Genomic DNA, 17,112 nt, shown 5'->3' on the forward strand with positions numbered 1-17,112 from the left:
CCTCCGCTAACCCGAGCGGATGACGTTCACGGCTTTGACAAGCATGCCGCTGAGCAGATCTTCCGCCTCGGGATTCCCGGGAAGAACACCCTCGGCGGTGACCGCCACGTTGTCGCTGAGGAACGCCGCGAAGACATAGGACTTGGTGGCACCCTCGGCGGACATCGAGATCGATTCGGTGGTGACGACGCCGTCGATGGGCGGCCCGGCTTGGCGGGTGACCTTGGACACGGCCAGTCGGCCGCCGACTCGCTGGGTGACCGAGACCTCCTCACAGCCTTTCGGCACAATCCCCTTCCCCAGCGGCTTGGGGGAATTCACGGCGCCCACCAGAATCGCGCCCTTACCGAGTCCACCGATCATGGTGTACTGCGCTTCCGGAGGCGGTCGCACCGGTTGCAGCACCGATCGGCACAGGGGCGGATCGATCTTGACGATGTCGCCGACACCGACGGCGAAGAACTTGTCCGCGTCGGGTCCCAGCGGCGCGATGGTGGTGTTCTGCACGCGGTCGAACCCGGGCGGGAACTGGCCCTCGAGCTCGCTGATCTTGGTGATGTCGAAATAGGTGGTCTGGGGCGGTGGGGTGTTCTTCGGCGTCGGCAGGGACGGGGGCGGTAGCGCAGTCACGTCCGGCGGGCTCACCGGCGCCCCGTCCACGGAGTGCGAGCATCCGGGCAGCAGACCGAGCGCCAGCACTACGCATGCGACTACTCGACGGGAGGAACGTCTCACTGGCCCGCCGGCTTGTTCCAGGTGAAGCTGTTGACTGAGTTACCCATGAGCTGAGCGATCATCATATTCACCGCCGAAGGATGCCCGGAGGTGCGCGGGGTGAATCTGATCATCGGGCCCTCCGCAACCGCGACCAACGCCAGGCCGTTCTTGACCGCGGTCATGACGAGCAGCCGCCCGCGCCGAGACGCCGCGTTGGGGTTCTCCAGCGAGAAATCGTCCACTTCCCCGTACCCGGGCTCGTAACCCACCATGGCGTTGGGAATTTGGTATGCCGTCTGGGCGGTCCGGTAGTTCTTCTGGATGTACTGCTCCACGATCTGCCGGGGTGTCCGATTGTTCGCCGGCGTACCGAAGAGCCTTATCTCGCCGTCCATCCGGTCGAAGGTCAGCGTGATGCCGTCATCGCTCTTCGTGACGTTCGCCGCCGGGAGGTAGGCGACCGAGAACGCGCCGTCCTTGGAGGTGAACCGTGGGTAGGTCTTGACCGCGACAGGCTTCTCGGCCGGCGGTGTGGCGGCGGGCGGTTCGGCCACCGGCGCCTGACCGGGTTCGGCGCCGACCGGCGGGCCGATCGGCGGCCTTCCACAATCCGGAGGGCACGCGTAGTGCACGGCAGCGGGCGTCGCCTTGACCGAGATGGCCGACACCACCGCCACCGCGACCGCCAACACCGCGGCCATCGTGCCGACCAGCGCGGCCGGCGATGCTCTGCGTGGCAGCGGCGCGCTGTACGACCCGGGCGGCACGCCGTATCCGGGAAACAGCCCAGAACCCGAAGGGTCCTCGGCGACAGCACGTCTGGCGCCGCGGGCCAACCGGCTCGACGCTCGCGCGGCCGCCCCGCAGTTCGGACAGAACGGCATGTCCGGGACCGCGTGGCGGCAGTGGAAGCACAACGCAGCATCACCGCGCGCGGGATCGGGCAGCTCGTGCAGCAGCCCGAGATGCACACAGATCCGCAAGCCCAGCAGGGCAATGGCGGTGACGATCAGGTGCAGGCCGAGCTGAACCTGAGGGGTGAGATTTGCGGCGTCGACGGCGCCGAGGGCGGCGTAGATGACGACGACGGCCGCCAACGCCGCGACGACCACACGATGTCGCGGACCACGCTGGGGCGCCCCGCGCCGGGTGAACCAAAGCGCCACGCCGGTCAGACCACCGGCGGCCGCGGCCGTCACCGGCATGGCAAGGCCCTGCACGCCGGCCTGCATCAGCAAGACAGCGGTCGGCTTATGCTGCGCGACAAGCCCATTGGACAGCTGAGGCGTCGCGCGGACCGCGACGGCCGCCGCGGTGAAGAACAGGGCCGCCCGGGCGCCGAGCGCATACCCGTCGAGCGACTCCTGACTCGCGGGCTGAACGACGCGGGCCACGACCACGGGCACGACCATCAAGAGCGCCCCGAGCACCGGGATGCTGATCCCCTGTACCAGCAACCCACCGCGTCCAGGGCCGAGCACATTGAGGTAGGTGTTGGCCAGCACCGGACCGGTCAGGTACGCCCAGCCTGCCCCCAGCACCAACCCGGCCAGCGACGTCGATGCGACCGTCGGCAACCCGAGATCGCTGCGCACACCGGCCTGTCGGAGGTAGCCAATGAAGAGCACGGGCACACCGAACACGCTGATGGCGATCAGCGCCGCCTGCCACCGCAGCAACGCCAAGACCACCAACGCCACCACCAGCAGCCCCAACGCGACCCGGAATGCCGTCCGCGACCGCGGCAGCAGATGCGGAAACAGTGTGGTGATCAACGAGAGTCGCAGCAACTGCTCGTTGGGCTCCGCCACGTAGGCATCGGAGCGCAACCGGTCGGGTCCGCTGCCGGGCAGCTGGTACAGGTGAGCACCGCAGTTGCCGCAGAATGCCCCGCTGGGCACATCGCTCTGGCACACCCGGCATTGCACGATCGCCGAATTCTGCTGAGCCACAGCATTACTCGTCGTCATCGCCGGACCCCTTGCTGGATGTCGAGGATGTCATGGGCCAGGTTGTCGGTGTCGGGAGTGCCCAGTCCGGTGACGAGGTCGTAGCCGGGCACCGCGATGTGCACCGCGTTTCCGCCCATCACCACGTCGTGAAAGGCGGGCTTGGCCGCCCCCGCTGCCACTTGATAGAGCACCGGGTTGATGTTGCCGACCGGCTGCCCACCGTTTGTCGTGAGGAACTGGTTGACCAGCACGGTCAGCGCCGCCCAGATCGGCGCCGCCTGCGACGTGCCGCCCCCGGCCATCCACTGCCCGTCGACCAGGATGCTGACGCCGCTGTACGGGTCGGCATCCGCGGCGACGTCGGGCGTGAGGCGGTGGGTAGCGTCCCACGCCGACGACACGGTGCTCTGCCATGACGGACGGGAGAACAGTCGCGAGACTCCCCCGCCGGTGCCCTGGGACATGGGCGAGTCGAACCAACTGGCTTCCGAGACCCAGACGCCGTTGGCGTCGGTGCTCAGGGTCGTTCCGCCGACGTCGGTCATCGCCGGCACCGAACCGACGGCGTTCACGCCTTGATCGTTCTCCCCGGGCGGTGTCGACCAATCACCGTTGAACTCCGCGCATTCCAGGCCCCCGGAGTCTCCGCTGGACATGAAGGCCGACGTGCCGTGTGACTCCGCGATCTGCACCGCGGATTCCACCGGGGCGAGATCGGCGGCGGTCGCCATCCGGTCGCAGCCGATGCCGAGCGAGGTGCTCCACACCGCGCCGGGGAACTGACGGTCGGCGAGCTGGTACATCTGGCCCGCCTGCGCGTAGCTGGTCGAGCCGCCGAAGGCGAGCGCGTTGACGACCACGAGCCGCGCGTCGGGCGCGATCGCGTGGACGACCTCGAGGTCCATCTCGGTCTCGCCCAGCACCTTGCCCGGCTGGCCGCCGATGAGCTCCGGCGTGAAGCGCGGCGAGCCCAGCTTGTCTGCCCAGCGGTCGAGGTCGACCTGCTTGAAGCCGTCGATCTCGAAGAACACGACCGTTTGTCCCTTGCCGGTGAAACCGGCCTGCGCGAGCGGCTCGGCGTTGTACGTGCGCAGCAGCGCCGGAGGCCGGAGGCCACCGCGAGGAACGTCGAGCGGGATGTTCGGCGGTTGCGCGCGATGCATCAACTGGTAGCCCAGGATGCTGCCGAGCTCGCTGACCTCGCCGGTCAACGCGGCCGGGATCGACGGCTGCTGCGCGGCCGCGTAGAAGACCTGACCGCTGCGGCTGCGGAAATCGTGGATCGCCACGCTGAACGCCGACCCCAGGTCGGCCGGCGTGCCGTCGATGTAGGCCCAGTCAGCACCCGGCTGCCACTGCAGGCCCAGGTGATGGCCCTGCGCCCAGCCGATCAGCGCGTCCGGGCGGTCCGCGCGGTGCAGCGCAGCGGCCAACGAAATGCGGTCCTGATGCGCCGGGCCGAGGTCCTTCGACGCACCGAGCAGCCAGGCCATCGGTCCGCCGATCAAGGTCTGATGCCCGGCCCGACCCGGTCCGGCCCCGAGGGCCAGGGCCAGGTATGCGACGGCGAACAACGCAACCAGACGCAGCCCCACCCGGCCGCTTGAACGATTGACAAAGGCACCCCGGGAGCGCCACAGTCGAATCACCGCTGCTCCTTCGACTGATTCATCATGCGTGCCGGCCACCGGCAAAAGTACTTCACATCCAAACCGCCCTTGTGCCGATTCTGCGAATTTCGCTCACGCGCCGCCGTTTACGCTACCGCGACCCCACTCATATGAATCCCACAAAATTGGTCAGCAGGCTAACATCACCTTGCCTACTCCCCGCCTGCACCAGAAAGACGAGAGGACCGCACTGATGATGCAAGGACGACGGCGTCGATTTCTGGCAGCGGGAAGTGCTGCCGCGATCGCGTTGACGCTCGCAGCCTGCGGTACTCACACGACGGCCGGCGTACCGGTGCAGGCGAAGAAAACCACGACGGCTCCGGCCGCCGACGGCGCGCCGACCAGCCCCGCGCCACCACCAAAGCCGTTGTCCGCCAGCAGCATCAAAAACCTCAGTCTGTCGACCGAAGACGTCGACGAGATCGTCGGACTCTCACTTGACGACCGCACCGAACTCGCCTCACCGAGTGTGTCGTCGAGCGACTTCGACCACCCCAGCTGCGCGTTGACGATGGGCCTGACCAAGGATGCGCTCGGCGACGGCGAGTTCACCGCCTATCGTGGAATTTCGAACCGAGCGACAAAAGGCGACAGTCTTGTCGGGGTGTTCAAGCAAGCCGTCGCCACCTTCGAAACGGCCGCCAAAGCGAGCGAGCTTTTCCATAACGCTTACGGTTCCATCGGTAAGTGCAACGCCACCACGATCTCCGCTAAATCGGAAACGACCGGGTGGAAAATCATTGCGCCCGGACCATTCACCGGTGATGTCGCGAAATTCTCCTCACTTCAGCTGACCGATAAGCAGCAGATCCTGGGCTGGCGCTGCAGTCACGAAGTTCGTGTAAAGAACAACGTGATTGTCGAGGCATACTTCTGTGGGTGGGCAAACGGAAGTCCGGCGACCGCAGCGGCGGTGGATCAGATCAGCGCCCGTATTCCCCCGCCGGACAAGCCGGCGCCGCGGGCGCCGTCCGATTTCGTTGCGCCCAACAAGATCAAGTCCGTCATCTTGGGCGTTCCGCAGGTCGGCCAGATCATCGGCGCGAACCTCGGCGTCAGCACCTCGCTGCCCTACCCCACCGACCCGCGCGACCTCGACGGCAAGCCGAACTGCAGTCCCCTGATCGGGCCCGACTCGAATTCGTTCGGCGCCAATGTCGATTACACGGCATTTCGCTCGGTCGACTCGCGCGAAGACAAAGACAATTACCAGCACATCGTCACCCAACTGGTCGCCACCTACGCCGACACCGACACCGCTACCCGCACTTTCCAGAGCGCACTGAGCAATCTCGGCGGTTGCGACGGCGCCCGGGTACCGGCGAGTTCCGATCCGGACGAGCAGTTTCAGCTGCAAGCGCCTGTCGTCAATGGCAACAGTGCGCAGTGGGCCTTCATCGACCTGGTCAAGGGCCAGCCCAGTACATGGCGCTGCGTCTTCAATTTCCGCACGCAGAGCAATGTCGTCTTCGCCGCGAAGGTCTGCCAGTACGGCAACCCCGCCGACGTGGTCGGGCAGATCGCCGATCAGATGGCGAATTCAATTCCGAAGTAAGCCAATATTTTTCGTCGTCAACGGTTCAGATCAGAGGAGGCAAGAATCTCGATGAAACGTAAACTTCGCGCACTTGGCTGTGCAGGACTGGCCGTGCTCATGGCGGCGACGCCCACCGCGGCAGCGGATACGTCGGCCGCCCAGGTCACCGGCTCCAACATCGACGCGGTGCTGCTGTCGGCCGACACGGTCGGCGACATCCTCGGCACCAACCTGCCGATTCAGGCGAAGGGCAAACGACCCTTTCCCGAGGCGGAACTCGACAAGCATCCCGAGTGCGCACCGTTGTTGTCGACCGGGACGAAGTTCTACGGGTCGGACCTGAACCTGTTTCGCATCACCATGTTCAAGGACGACAAGGACGATCCGGACTACATCGTGATCCAGACGGTCGCGACGTTCCCGGACGCTCAGACGTCGCAGAACGTCTTCACCAAGGGCATCGAGCCGACGTCATCGTGCAACGCGACGGTGCAGATCACCGATCTCGACAGCAAGCCGTCGTGGGAGCTCTCGGCGCCGAAAGTCACTGGCAACGACGCGAAGTGGCACCAAGCCCAGCTGTACCAGGGTGACCCGGTCGGCTGGAACTGCTACGTCGACCTGCACGCCGCCGAGAACGCGATCATGCGGGCGCAGGTGTGCCAGATGGGTAACGCGGGCCCGTCAGTCAGTCAAATGATGGATCAGATGGTGGCCGGTCTTCCGTCCTGAATTCAGTAGAAGCGATTGCCATACCTCCGAATTTGATTGACAGAAAGGCGAATTCCATGAAGCGGCTCCACCTCATCGCAACGTGCGCGAGCCTGATCGCTGTGGCGGCCGTCGGCTGCTCGCACCCCAAGAACGACGAAGACACCCTCAACCCGGCGGTCGACAAGCCGGCACCGACTGCCACCTCGCAGCAGGCCGCCGCGGGCGATCCGACGGCCCCGCCGGCGGCTGCGCCGACGTCATCGGCAGCACCGGCCACGCCCCCTCCCCCCGCGGTCGTCGCGCCCGGCAAGGTGGACGGGCTGCTGCTGTCACTGGACGACGTGAGCGGAATCATCAGCGGCACATTGAACTACGAGCAGAAATTCAAGACACCGCTGCAGCCCTACGCCCTGGGCAACCAATCGGCGTGCGCGGTGCTGTTCGGCCTCAACACCTCAGCGGTGGGCAAGGACTTCACCACCTTCCGCGCCTTGCGCCAGCAGGAGAGCAAGGACAACTACTCGCACGTCGTCGAGCAAGAGGTCGCCTCTTACGCCGACGCCGCGAGCGCGACCACTGCCTTCCAGAACGCGTTCAAGTCGGTCGATCAGTGCAACAACGTGACGGTGCACCGGCCCACCGACAATGCCGGCACGTCGTGGCAGTTCCAGGTGCAACCCGGCGATCCGGCCAGCGCGTACTGGCACAACACCGAGTTGACCAACAACAACGCCGACGGCTGGGGATGCGCCCACGGTGCACGGGTGAAGAACAACGTGATCTTCGCTGTCCGGGTGTGTCAGCGGGGTGACAGCGGTGCCGCGGTGCCCACGATCCTCGACCGGCTCGGGAATTCCATTCCGGCGTAAGCGATCACGCTAGTCGCGGGCTCGCCGCAGCCTGCCGCCGTCGACGCCGAAGAAATGTAGGTGTCCCGGTTGTGGGTGTAGGCGCACCCGCGACCCCCGCGACGGTGGATCGACCCCGTCGGTGCGGGCGACGACGGGATGCCCGGATTGGCTGTCCGGCCCGAGGATGCGCCCGTACAGATAGGCGTCTGCGCCGAGTTCTTCCACGACGTCGATCTGCATCTCGATGCCGGTCGCACCGACCTCGAGGTGTTCGGGCCGGATGCCGATCACGAGTTCGTTTGTGGGAGGAGCGATGTCCCGCGGCAGCGGCATCGACCAGTCGCCCAGCATGACGTGGTGGTCGACGACCGGAACGGCGAGCAGGTTCATTGCCGGCGAACCGATGAACTCCGCGACGAATACGTTCACCGGATTGCGGTACAACTCGCGCGGTGCCGCGCACTGCTGCAGGACGCCGTCACGTAACACCGCAACACGGTCGCCCATCGTCATGGCCTCGACCTGGTCGTGGGTGACGTAGACGGTGGTGGTGCCCAACCTGCGCTGTAGTCCGGCGATCTGATTGCGGGTCTGCACCCGCAGTTTCGCGTCCAGATTGGACAATGGTTCGTCCATCAGGAAGACCTGCGGCCGACGCACGATCGCGCGGCCCATCGCGACGCGCTGCCGCTGACCGCCGGACAAGTCCTTCGGCTTGCGGTCCAGGTACGGCTCGAGGTCCAGCAGGCGCGCGGCGTCCAGGACTCGTTGCCGGATCTCGCTTTTCGGCAGACCGCCGATCTTGAGCGCGAATCCCATATTCTGCGTAACCGTCATGTGCGGATACAACGCGTAGTTCTGGAAGACCATGGCGACGTCGCGGTCCTTCGGATCGTCGTCGGTGACGTCGCGGTTCCCGATCAGGATGCGCCCCGAGTCGACCGATTCCAACCCGGCGATCATGCGCAGCGACGTGGTCTTGCCGCATCCGGAAGGCCCGACCAGCACCACGAACTCGCCATCGCCGACGCTGAGGTCCAGGCGGTCGACGGCGGGACGCTCCGCGCCCGCATAGCGCCGCGTCGCCTGCTCGAAAGTCACTGGGGCCATGAGTTATCCACCCAGCCCGGTCACGGCTATCCCCCGAATGAAGGCACGCTGCGCGATCGCGTACACGACCAGCAGCGGCAGCAGAATGAGCATCGAAGCGGCCATAAGCACGGGCCAGCGCGACACGTACTCGCCCTGCATCCGCACCAGCCCCAGCGTGAGCGTGGCGATGCTGTTGCGTTGGATCATCAACAACGGCCACAGGAAATCGTTCCAGACGTTGACCCAGGTGAGCACCGCGAGCACCATCACCGCCGGCTTCGCGTGCGGAAGAAGTATCCGCCAATAGATTTGCCATGGGGTGCAGCCGTCAAGGATCGCCGCCTCTTCGAGTTCGTCAGGCATGTTCCGAAAGAACTGACGCATCAGGTAGGTGCCGAAGGCGCTGCCGAACAAGCCCGGAACGATCATGGCCCAGGGTGTGTCGGTCAGCCCGGCCGTCCGCATCAGGATGAACTGCGGGACCACCGTGACCGTCAACGGCACCATCAAGGTGCCCAGATACAGCACGAACAGCGTGTCGCGTCCGCGAAATCGCAACCGGGCGAACGCATAACCGGCAAGTGAGCAGAAGAAGACCTGTCCGACGCTGATACAGCCGGCATACAGCACCGAGTTGAAGAACATCCGCCAGAACGGCATCACCGCGAAGACCTCGCGGTAGTTCGACCACTGGGGGTGCGCGGGAAACAGTGTCGGCGTGGTGATCTCGCCCGCGCGTTTCAGCGACCCCGACAGGCCCCACAGGATCGGGAACAGCGCGCAGGTGGCGATCACCGTCAGGGCGGCGTACACCGCGACCCCCCGAAGCACGCTCGGCCGGATCGCCCGGGTCGTCACGCCCACGACTTCTCCTCCTGCGCCGCACGACGGCGCCCGAGCCGCAACTGAATCACGGTCAGCACCAGCAGGATTGCGAACATCACCCAGGCCAGGGCGGAGGCGTATCCGAACTCGAGGAAGGCGAACGCGTGCTGGAACAGCATGATGCCGAGAACATACGTCGAGGTCTCGGGTCCCCCGTTGCGTCCGGTGAGCACGTAGAACAGGTCGAAAGCCTGAAACGCGTGGATGATCGAGATGACCACGACGAACGACACGGCCGACCGGACCAACGGCACCGTGATCGCGAAGAACTGCCGCAACTCACCCGCCCCGTCGAGTCGGGCGGCCTCATAGAGCGTTTCCGGCACACCTTGCATCGCGGCCAGCAGGATGACGGTGGCAAACGGCACGCTGCGCCACACGCTGACCATGCACAGCGACGTCATGGCCCACTTCGGATCCACCAGCCATGGGATCGGGTCGATGCCGACCCAGCCCAGGACGATGTTGAGCAGACCGTTATCGGTGTTGAACACGAACTGCCATACGACGGCGATAACGACTGACGACACCGCGAGCGGTACGAAGATGATCGTCCGGAAGATGGCTATGCCCTTGATCTTTCGGTTTAGCACACCGGCCACCGCGAGGCTGATCAGAACGGTGGGTACGACCGTGCCCACCACGTAGACCACCGTGTTGCGCATGGCGATGCTGAACAGCGGGTCCTGGGTGAACAGGCTGCGATAGTTCGCCATCCCGACGAATCTGGCCGGGGTGAACACGTCCCAGTTGTGCAGGCTCATGTACAACGAGAAGCCGAGCGGGAACAGCATGAACACGGCCACCGCCGCCAGATTCGGCGCGACGAACAGCCGTCCCGCCCGCGCACGCCGTTTCGACGGGCCGCGACGGCGGGCCACGGGTGCGGCGGCGATGTCGACGGGAGTCACGGCGCTCGCAGCACCTCGTCGACGTGGTGCGACAGTGTGTCGGCCAACGTCGTCGCGGGACGCGCGCCACGCAGCACCGGCCCGAGGTTGCGATCCAGCAGCGCGGCGATCTTGGGCCAGTCCGGCGTGACGGGCAATCCTTCGGCGTGCCCGGGTCCACCGGTGAGCACGGCAAGGTTGCCGATCCGGCTGTGCGCCTTGGCAAAACCGGCCGAGTGGATCGCCGATTTGAGCACCGGCACGAATAGCCCGGACTCGGCGATCACGGCCTGCCCCACCGGGCCGGCGGCGAATTTTACGAACTCCCACGCCTGCTTCTTGCGCGGGCTGCTCGCCGCGATCGCCAGACCCGTGGTGCCGATGTTCGAGTGCACCCCGTGCCCTTTCGGCCCGAGCGGCAGGGGGGTGATGTCGAAGTCGAGACCCCGCGCGCGGTCCAATGTCTGGTATCGCCAGTGCCCGCCGAGCGCCAGCGCCGCGTGCCCCGAGGTGAAGAGATCCGTCGTCGCCATCGACTGCGCCTCCGAGGCATTCGGCGCCACTCGGTGCCGGTTGGCCAGATCGGCGTAGAACTGTATGCCCTCGATGAACGCCGGGTCGTCGAAGTTGAGGTGCGTCGGGTTGAGGCGCGGATTCGACCACGGCACACCGTTGTTCATCCCGAACAACATCGCCGAGTAGTACGGCGCCCAGGTGTCGACGAATCCCCACTGCGTGACGCGACCCGAATCGTCCCGCTTGGTCAACGCCTGGGCCGCGTCGAGAAACTCGGCGAAGCTCCACGGCTCGTCCCAGCGTCCCGGTGGCGGATGCACGCCGCCCTCGGCGAACAGAGTCTTGTTGTAGAACAGGAAGTTTCCCGACCACTGCTCGGGAAACGCGTACTGCCCGCCGTTGTAGCCGAACGTTTCGTACAACGACGGCACGCTGTCCGCCTTGAGTTCGGTGGCGAACAGTTTGTCGTGCGCCAGCATGGTGTTGAGATCGAGCAGCACCCCACGCTCGGCCAACCCGGAATAGGTGAATTCCCATGCCATCAGCACGTCCGGGCATTTGCCGCCGGCGCAATATATCGACACGTGCTGCAGAGCGTCGGGGCCCGACAACAGCGTTCGCACCCTGATGTCGGGATGCCGGCGCTGGAAAGCGTCGACGACCCGCAGTCGGGCGTCGGCCTCCTCAGGGTTGGCCGCGAAGAAGAACGTCAGCGCGTCGTCATCGGAACTGCACGCGGTGGGCCACAGCGCCATCGACGCGGCACCGAGTGCGCCGGCACCGCGCAACAATGCGCGTCGATCGAACGGTCGACCGCGACCAGGGCTGGTGTTCGTGTCGTCTCTCCGGCTTGCTGTGGTGGATGTGGTTCTTTGGTAGTCGATTCGGCTGTGGTGTTGCTGGGTGGCGGCGACGGGGGTGTCACTGCGGGAAGTAACGCACCTGCCGAATTCCAGTGCCCCGCTTCGCCACATCGGCAAACAACACTCCGCGCTGTTGGCCCGCCACGACCGAAGCCGCGACGGTCGTGCCCGCGGCGATCAGCTTCGTCACCGTCGCGCCGGGACTGCGCGCGATCAACGCCGCGACATCGGCGGTCTCGTCGTCACCGAAAGTGATTTCCGCACCGGATGACAATGCCTGCAGCGCGGTGAATCTGTCGCCGCGTCCCACGGCGTTCACGAACGTGTCGATCAATGTTTTCTGCCGGGGGCCCGCGCGGCGGAAGCCCGCGGCGAATCCGGCCGTGCCGCGCAGGCGCTGATTGCGCAGTAGGCCCCGGGTCAGCGCGACGCCGGCGGGCAGCGCCGATGCGCCGTTGCCTAGGAACCGCAGCATCATCGCGGGTAATTCCCAGTACGCGCGCAACGTCGCGATCTTCCAGTCGCCGTCGACCTGGCGCAGGTCGTAGCGCAGGAACGCCGGAATCCTCATGGTCACAGCCGAACCCATCACCACCTCCAGCTCGAGGTCGCGGATCACCGTTGAGCCACGGACGATGTCGAGATCGCGGTGGAAGCCGATCTCGCGCGGGCCGATGAAGGTGTCGTAGAAGCGACCGATCTCGGCACGACCGGTGTGTGGCCACGACCCCACCGGGTCTTCGACACTGCCGTCGCTGGTGAACAGGCCCACCCACCCGTCGCGATCGTGTGCCGCGGCGGCCGCCGGCGATTGCTCGACCGCAGCCAGCAATGCCGACGACGTCGCACCCGTCATCGGCTCATCGCGATCTCGACGCCGACCGCCCGCAGGTCCTCCAGTGCCGCGGCGGTGGATTCCTCCTCGACGCCGACGGTCAGGTTCACCAGCACCCGGGTGGCCAGGCCTTGACGCGCGGCGTCACGCGCCGTCCAGCGCACACAGTGATCCGTCGCGATGCCCACCACGTCGACCGCATCGATCCGGCGCTGCCGCAGCCAATCCCCCAGCGACGTACCGCGGTCGTCGCGGCCGCTGAACCCGCTGTATCCGGCGTCGTACGCGCCCTTGCGGAAGATTGCCTCGAACCGGGCGGGATCGATGTCGGGGTGGAACTGCGCACCGACGCTGTCGGCGCGGCAGTGCGGCGGCCACGACGAGATGTAATCCGGCTGATCGGAGAAGTGCCCGCCGGGGTCGATGTGCGCATCCTGGGTGGCGATCACGTGGCGGTATCCGGCGCCGTCGGCGAGGTAGTCGCGGATGGCGGCCGCCAGATCCGCTCCACCGGTCACGGCAACCGGGCCGCCCTCGCAGAAATCTCTCTGAACGTCGACGACGACCAGCGCGCGCATGACACCACGTTATCGCCGACCGGGCCGGTACCCGAGTCACCGCGGGCATTCCGCTGGGTAGGATCGGCAAAGTCGATGCCACTAGCTGCGCGTTGCATCAGGTAGTTCGTCAAACTATAGTCCAGACACGTGTCCAGAAAGTTCGTCGACGCCTCGTCCGGACCTTTCACCGTGCTGATTCTCGGCACCTCAACATCAGATCGGGCGTGAGTATGCGGATTGCGCTGTTGTCGTATCGCAGCAAGCCGCACTGCGGTGGCCAGGGAGTTTATGTTCGGCACCTCAGCCGAAGCCTGGTCGACCTGGGCCACCACGTCGAGGTGTTCTCCGGTCAGCCCTACCCCGAGGAGCTCGACCCGCGGGTGGTGCTGACCGAGGTGCCCAGCCTGGACATGTACCGCGAGCCGGACCCCTTCCGCATCCCGCACCCCCGGGAGATCCGGGACCGCATCGATGTGCTCGAACTGGCCGGCGTGTGGAGCGCGGGCTTTCCCGAACCACGGACCTTCAGCCTGCGGGCGGCTCGGCTGCTCGCCGGCCGGCGGGATGACTTCGACGTCGTGCACGACAACCAGAGCCTGGGCGTCGGCCTCCTGGACATCGCCGCCGACGTCCTACCCGTGGTCGCGACCGTGCACCACCCGATCACCCGTGACCGGCTGGTGGATCTCGCCGCCGCACGTTGGTGGCGCAAACCCTCGGTGCGCCGGTGGTACGGATTTCTGGCGATGCAGCAGCGGGTGGCCCGCCGCATCCCCGAGTTGCTCACCGTCTCGTCGTCCTCGGCGACCGACATCATCGCCGATTTCGGCGTACACCCGGATCAGCTGCACGTCGTACCGTTGGGCGTCGACACCGACATGTTCGCGCCGTCCGCGGAACCGCGAATTCCAGGCCGCATCATGGCAATTGCCAGCGCGGACGTTCCGCTCAAGGGCGTCGGACACCTGCTGCAGGCGATCGCCAAACTCCGCCACCACTACGACCTCGAGCTGCAGCTGGTCGCCAAGCTGGAGCCGAATGGGCCGACCGAGAAGCTGATCGCCGAGCTCGGCATCTCCGACATCGTGCACATCTCCAGCGGTCTGTCCGACGAGGAATTGGCCCGGCTCTTCGCTTCTGCCGAAATCGCTTGCATCCCTTCGCTGTACGAAGGTTTCTCATTGCCCGCCGTCGAAGCCATGGCGAGCGGCACGCCGATCGTCGCCAGCCGGGCCGGCGCGCTGCCCGAGGTCCTGGGTGAGGACGGCCAGTGCGCCAGGCTGGTGCCGCCTGGCGATGTCGCCGAGTTGACCCGGGTGGTGGGCCAGTTGCTGGACTCCCCGGGCGAGCTCAAACGCCTGGGGGCCGCGGGACGCCGCCGCGCCGTCGAGGTGTTCAGCTGGGAGTCGGTGGCCGCGCAGACGGTGCGCGTGTACGAGCAGGCCATCGCACGAACCGGCGTGGCACGTGACCCCAGCCCGGCGGTGGGCGAACTGTGCTGACCGTCGATTTCGACCGGCTCCACATCGGCCCGGGCAGCAAGGTCATCGACGTCGGCTGCGGCGCCGGACGGCACAGCTTCGAGGCGTACCGGCGCGGCGCTGACATCGTCGCGTTCGATCAGAATGCCGGGGAGATCAGCGATGTCGGCACGATGTTCCGCGGCATGGCGGACGCGGGCGAGGCACCCGAATCCGCCCGCGCGGAGGCCGTCACCGGCGACGCGCGGGCGCTGCCCTATCCGGATGAGACCTTCGACTGCGTCATCGCCTCCGAAATTCTCGAGCACATTCCGGCCGACGACGCCGTGATCTCCGAGTTGATCCGGGTGCTGAAAGTGGGCGGGCAGCTGGCCGTCTCGGTGCCGCGGTGGCTCCCCGAACAGCTGTGCTGGCTGCTGTCCGACGACTACCACAGCAACGAGGGTGGCCACATCCGCATCTACCGCGCCAACGAGCTGCGCGGCAAGATCGCCGATCGGGGAATGGACTTCACCCACGCGCATCACTCGCATGCGCTGCACTCACCGTTCTGGTGGCTGAAATGCGCTGTGGGCGTGGACAAGCCGGATCACCCCGCAGTCACCGCCTACCACAAGCTGCTGGTATGGGACATGATGCGGCGCCCGCTGCTGACCCGAGTCGCCGAGTCGGCGCTGAACCCGCTGATCGGCAAGAGCGTCGCGCTGTACTTCGAGAAACCGGTACCCGCCGTTGAGCTGGTCTAACGCACCGGGCGTCGTCGGCGTCCTGTCCCCCGAACAGTGCCGCCAGACGGCGGAATCGATTGCGGCGACACAGTTTCCGTCCGGCGAGATCCCGTGGTCCGACGGTGGTCACACCGACCCCTGGGACCATGTCGAATGCGCGATGGCGTTGACGGTGGCTGGGCTGATCGAACCCGCGCGGCGCGCCTACGAATGGTGTCGCCGTGCGCAGCGGGCCGATGGCTCCTGGCCGATCCAGCTGCGCGCCGGTGTCATCGAGGACGCCAACAGCGACAGCAACTTCTGCGCCTACGTCGCGGTCGGCGTCTGGCACCACGTGCTGGTCACCGGCGACCGCGACTTCGCCGACGCGATGTGGCCCACCGTGCGCGCGGCCATCGACTTCGTGGTGGACCTGCAGCTTGAGGGTGGCGAAATCTGTTGGGCGCGAAGCCCTTCCGGCCCGCTGACTGAGGCGCTGTTGACCGGCTGCGCCAGTATCTTCCACAGCATCCGGTGCGCACTGGCGTTGGCGAATCTGGTCGACGAGCCACAGCCCGAATGGGAACTCGCCCTGGGCCGGCTGGGCCACGCGATAGCGGTGCATCCCGCGGCGTTCACCGAGAAGCCTCATCATTCGATGGACTGGTACTACCCGATCTTGGGTGGCGCGCTGCGCGGCGAGGCCGCAACGGCCCGAATCGCGGAACGCTGGAGCGATTTCGTGGTCGACGGTCTGGGCATCCGCTGCGTCGACGACCGGCCGTGGGTGACCGGCGCGGAGACATGTGAGCTGGTGCTGGCGCTCGACGCGATGGGCGACCGGCAGGCGGCGCTCACCCAGTTCGCGGCCATGCAGCATCTCCGCGAGAAGGACGGTTCGTACTGGACCGGGCTGGTGTTCAGCGACGGTAAGCGGTGGCCCGTCGAGCGCACCACGTGGACCGGGGCAGCGGTGATCCTCGCGGCGGACGCACTCTCACGCACCACCGCGGGCAACGGCATCTTCCGCGGCACCGACCTGCCGCGCGGCCTGGAAAGCGACTACGACTGCGAGTGCGTGACCAGCCGATCGGATCGCTAGACCGCTTCGCCCGCAGCGCCGCCGATTCGTTCCAGCACCCGCATCGACCCCGTCGCCGACTTCTCCGTGAAGGCACCGCTTTCCAATGCGCGACAGTAGATTTCGTATGGCGGTCGCCCGCCGTCGCGTGGATCGGGAAAGACGTCGTGGATGACGAGTGCACCGCCGGCCTGCACCCAGGCCGCCCAACCCTCGTAGTCCCGGCGGGCGGCCTCCGCGCTGTGGCCGCCGTCGATGAACAGCAGTTGCAGCGGCGTGCGCCAACCCCGGGCCACCACCGCCGACTTGCCGACCACGGCCACCACGTTGTCGTCGAGACCGGCCTCGTCGAGCGTGTGACGCAGGGTGGGCAGGGTGTCGAACAGTCCGGTGACCGGGTCGACCAGCGAGGTGTCGTGGTACTCCCAACCGGCCTGGTGTTCCTCGGAACCGTGGTGGTGGTCGACCGTGTAGAGCACGCTGTCGCGCGCTCCCGCCGCCGCTCCCAGCAGCACGGTCGACTTGCCGCAGTAGGTCCCGATCTCGACGCCGACACCGTGGTCCAGGTAGCTCATCGCGACGTCGTACAGGGCGCGACCCTCATCGGCGGGCATGAAGCCGGTGACACGCTCCGCCAACGCGAATAACCGGCTGGTCAGCTCGTCGTCGACAGTGCGATCTGCGGAGGACACCATCCCCTGAACGTAGTGCACGGGGGTCGCGATCCTGTTGCCGCACCCGAGGTGGTGTAGTAGTGT

16 protein-coding genes are annotated in these 17,112 nt (G+C 66.5%); 6 read left to right on the top strand and 10 right to left on the bottom strand.

Features of this window, described 5'->3' with window-relative positions; all coding sequences use genetic code 11:
• Window positions 1-6: 6 nt before the first annotated feature.
• The 3 genes from PT015_RS06430 to PT015_RS06440 all read right to left on the bottom strand — a co-directional run bounded on the left by PT015_RS06430 (window position 7) and on the right by PT015_RS06440 (window position 4,264).
• Window positions 7-645 (bottom strand): DUF5642 family protein, encoded by a 639-nt coding sequence (locus PT015_RS06430; RefSeq protein WP_285189681.1) that lies wholly within the window; start codon window positions 643-645, stop codon window positions 7-9.
• 86 nt (window positions 646-731) lie between these two features.
• Window positions 732-2,687, bottom strand: a complete 1,956-nt coding sequence (locus tag PT015_RS06435; protein WP_285189683.1) for a zinc ribbon domain-containing protein — start codon at window positions 2,685-2,687, stop codon at window positions 732-734.
• On the bottom strand, window positions 2,684-4,264 hold the full coding sequence (locus PT015_RS06440; RefSeq protein ID WP_285189685.1) for a S53 family peptidase: 1,581 nt from the start codon (window positions 4,262-4,264) through the stop codon (window positions 2,684-2,686). Before PT015_RS06440 ends, PT015_RS06435 begins: the two co-directional genes overlap by 4 nt.
• Before the next feature lie 82 nt (window positions 4,265-4,346).
• Here PT015_RS06440 and PT015_RS06445 point away from each other — a divergent pair, with 82 nt between their 5' ends.
• The 3 genes from PT015_RS06445 to PT015_RS06455 are packed head-to-tail and all read left to right on the top strand — an operon-like array spanning window position 4,347 to window position 7,462.
• Window positions 4,347-5,897 carry a sensor domain-containing protein gene (locus PT015_RS06445; RefSeq protein ID WP_285189686.1) on the top strand — a complete coding sequence of 517 codons (1,551 nt, stop codon included), beginning with the start codon at window positions 4,347-4,349 and terminating at the stop codon, window positions 5,895-5,897.
• Window positions 5,898-5,948: 51 nt separating this feature from the next.
• Window positions 5,949-6,611 (top strand): sensor domain-containing protein, encoded by a 663-nt coding sequence (locus tag PT015_RS06450; RefSeq protein ID WP_285189688.1) that lies wholly within the window; start codon window positions 5,949-5,951, stop codon window positions 6,609-6,611.
• A 56-nt stretch (window positions 6,612-6,667) separates the two neighbouring features.
• Window positions 6,668-7,462 (top strand): sensor domain-containing protein, encoded by a 795-nt coding sequence (locus tag PT015_RS06455; protein ID WP_285189689.1) that lies wholly within the window; start codon window positions 6,668-6,670, stop codon window positions 7,460-7,462.
• Between the two features lie 9 nt (window positions 7,463-7,471).
• Here the strand turns inward: PT015_RS06455 and PT015_RS06460 are convergent, their stop codons facing one another.
• The 6 genes from PT015_RS06460 to PT015_RS06485 all read right to left on the bottom strand — a co-directional run bounded on the left by PT015_RS06460 (window position 7,472) and on the right by PT015_RS06485 (window position 13,103).
• Window positions 7,472-8,554, bottom strand: coding sequence for an ABC transporter ATP-binding protein (locus PT015_RS06460; protein WP_285189690.1), 1,083 nt, complete (start codon window positions 8,552-8,554; stop codon window positions 7,472-7,474).
• A gap of 3 nt (window positions 8,555-8,557) precedes the next feature.
• Window positions 8,558-9,400, bottom strand: a complete 843-nt coding sequence (locus tag PT015_RS06465) for a carbohydrate ABC transporter permease (protein ID WP_285189691.1) — start codon at window positions 9,398-9,400, stop codon at window positions 8,558-8,560.
• The gene (locus PT015_RS06470) at window positions 9,391-10,302 is read right to left on the bottom strand and encodes a carbohydrate ABC transporter permease (protein WP_285190963.1); all 912 of its coding nucleotides are present in this window, start codon (window positions 10,300-10,302) and stop codon (window positions 9,391-9,393) included. The genes PT015_RS06465 and PT015_RS06470 overlap by 10 nt, the downstream gene beginning before the upstream one ends.
• 26 nt (window positions 10,303-10,328) lie before the next feature.
• Window positions 10,329-11,582 carry an ABC transporter substrate-binding protein gene (locus PT015_RS06475; protein WP_285190964.1) on the bottom strand — a complete coding sequence of 418 codons (1,254 nt, stop codon included), beginning with the start codon at window positions 11,580-11,582 and terminating at the stop codon, window positions 10,329-10,331.
• Window positions 11,583-11,748: 166 nt separating this feature from the next.
• Window positions 11,749-12,546, bottom strand: a complete 798-nt coding sequence (locus tag PT015_RS06480; protein ID WP_285189692.1) for a ketosteroid isomerase family protein — start codon at window positions 12,544-12,546, stop codon at window positions 11,749-11,751.
• Window positions 12,543-13,103, bottom strand: a complete 561-nt coding sequence (locus PT015_RS06485) for an isochorismatase family protein (RefSeq protein ID WP_285189693.1) — start codon at window positions 13,101-13,103, stop codon at window positions 12,543-12,545. The genes PT015_RS06480 and PT015_RS06485 overlap by 4 nt, the downstream gene beginning before the upstream one ends.
• 212 nt (window positions 13,104-13,315) lie before the next feature.
• Here PT015_RS06485 and PT015_RS06490 point away from each other — a divergent pair, with 212 nt between their 5' ends.
• From PT015_RS06490 to PT015_RS06500, 3 genes are read left to right on the top strand one after another with little or no spacing between them, the layout of a single operon-like run.
• Complete coding sequence (locus tag PT015_RS06490) at window positions 13,316-14,587, top strand: glycosyltransferase family 4 protein (protein ID WP_285190965.1); 1,272 nt, start codon at window positions 13,316-13,318, stop codon at window positions 14,585-14,587.
• Window positions 14,581-15,312: a class I SAM-dependent methyltransferase gene (locus tag PT015_RS06495; RefSeq protein WP_285189694.1), complete on the top strand. Its 732-nt coding sequence runs from the start codon at window positions 14,581-14,583 to the stop codon at window positions 15,310-15,312. The genes PT015_RS06490 and PT015_RS06495 overlap by 7 nt, the downstream gene beginning before the upstream one ends.
• Window positions 15,299-16,375, top strand: a complete 1,077-nt coding sequence (locus PT015_RS06500) for a prenyltransferase (protein ID WP_285189695.1) — start codon at window positions 15,299-15,301, stop codon at window positions 16,373-16,375. Before PT015_RS06495 ends, PT015_RS06500 begins: the two co-directional genes overlap by 14 nt.
• Here PT015_RS06500 and PT015_RS06505 read toward each other — a convergent pair.
• The gene (locus PT015_RS06505) at window positions 16,372-17,049 is read right to left on the bottom strand and encodes a class I SAM-dependent methyltransferase (RefSeq protein WP_285189697.1); all 678 of its coding nucleotides are present in this window, start codon (window positions 17,047-17,049) and stop codon (window positions 16,372-16,374) included. The genes PT015_RS06500 and PT015_RS06505 overlap by 4 nt on opposite strands.
• Window positions 17,050-17,112 lie beyond the last annotated feature (63 nt).

Origin of the sequence: Candidatus Mycobacterium wuenschmannii, assembly GCF_030252325.1 — a bacterium.
Taxonomy (GTDB): Bacteria; Actinomycetota; Actinomycetes; order Mycobacteriales; family Mycobacteriaceae; genus Mycobacterium; species Mycobacterium wuenschmannii.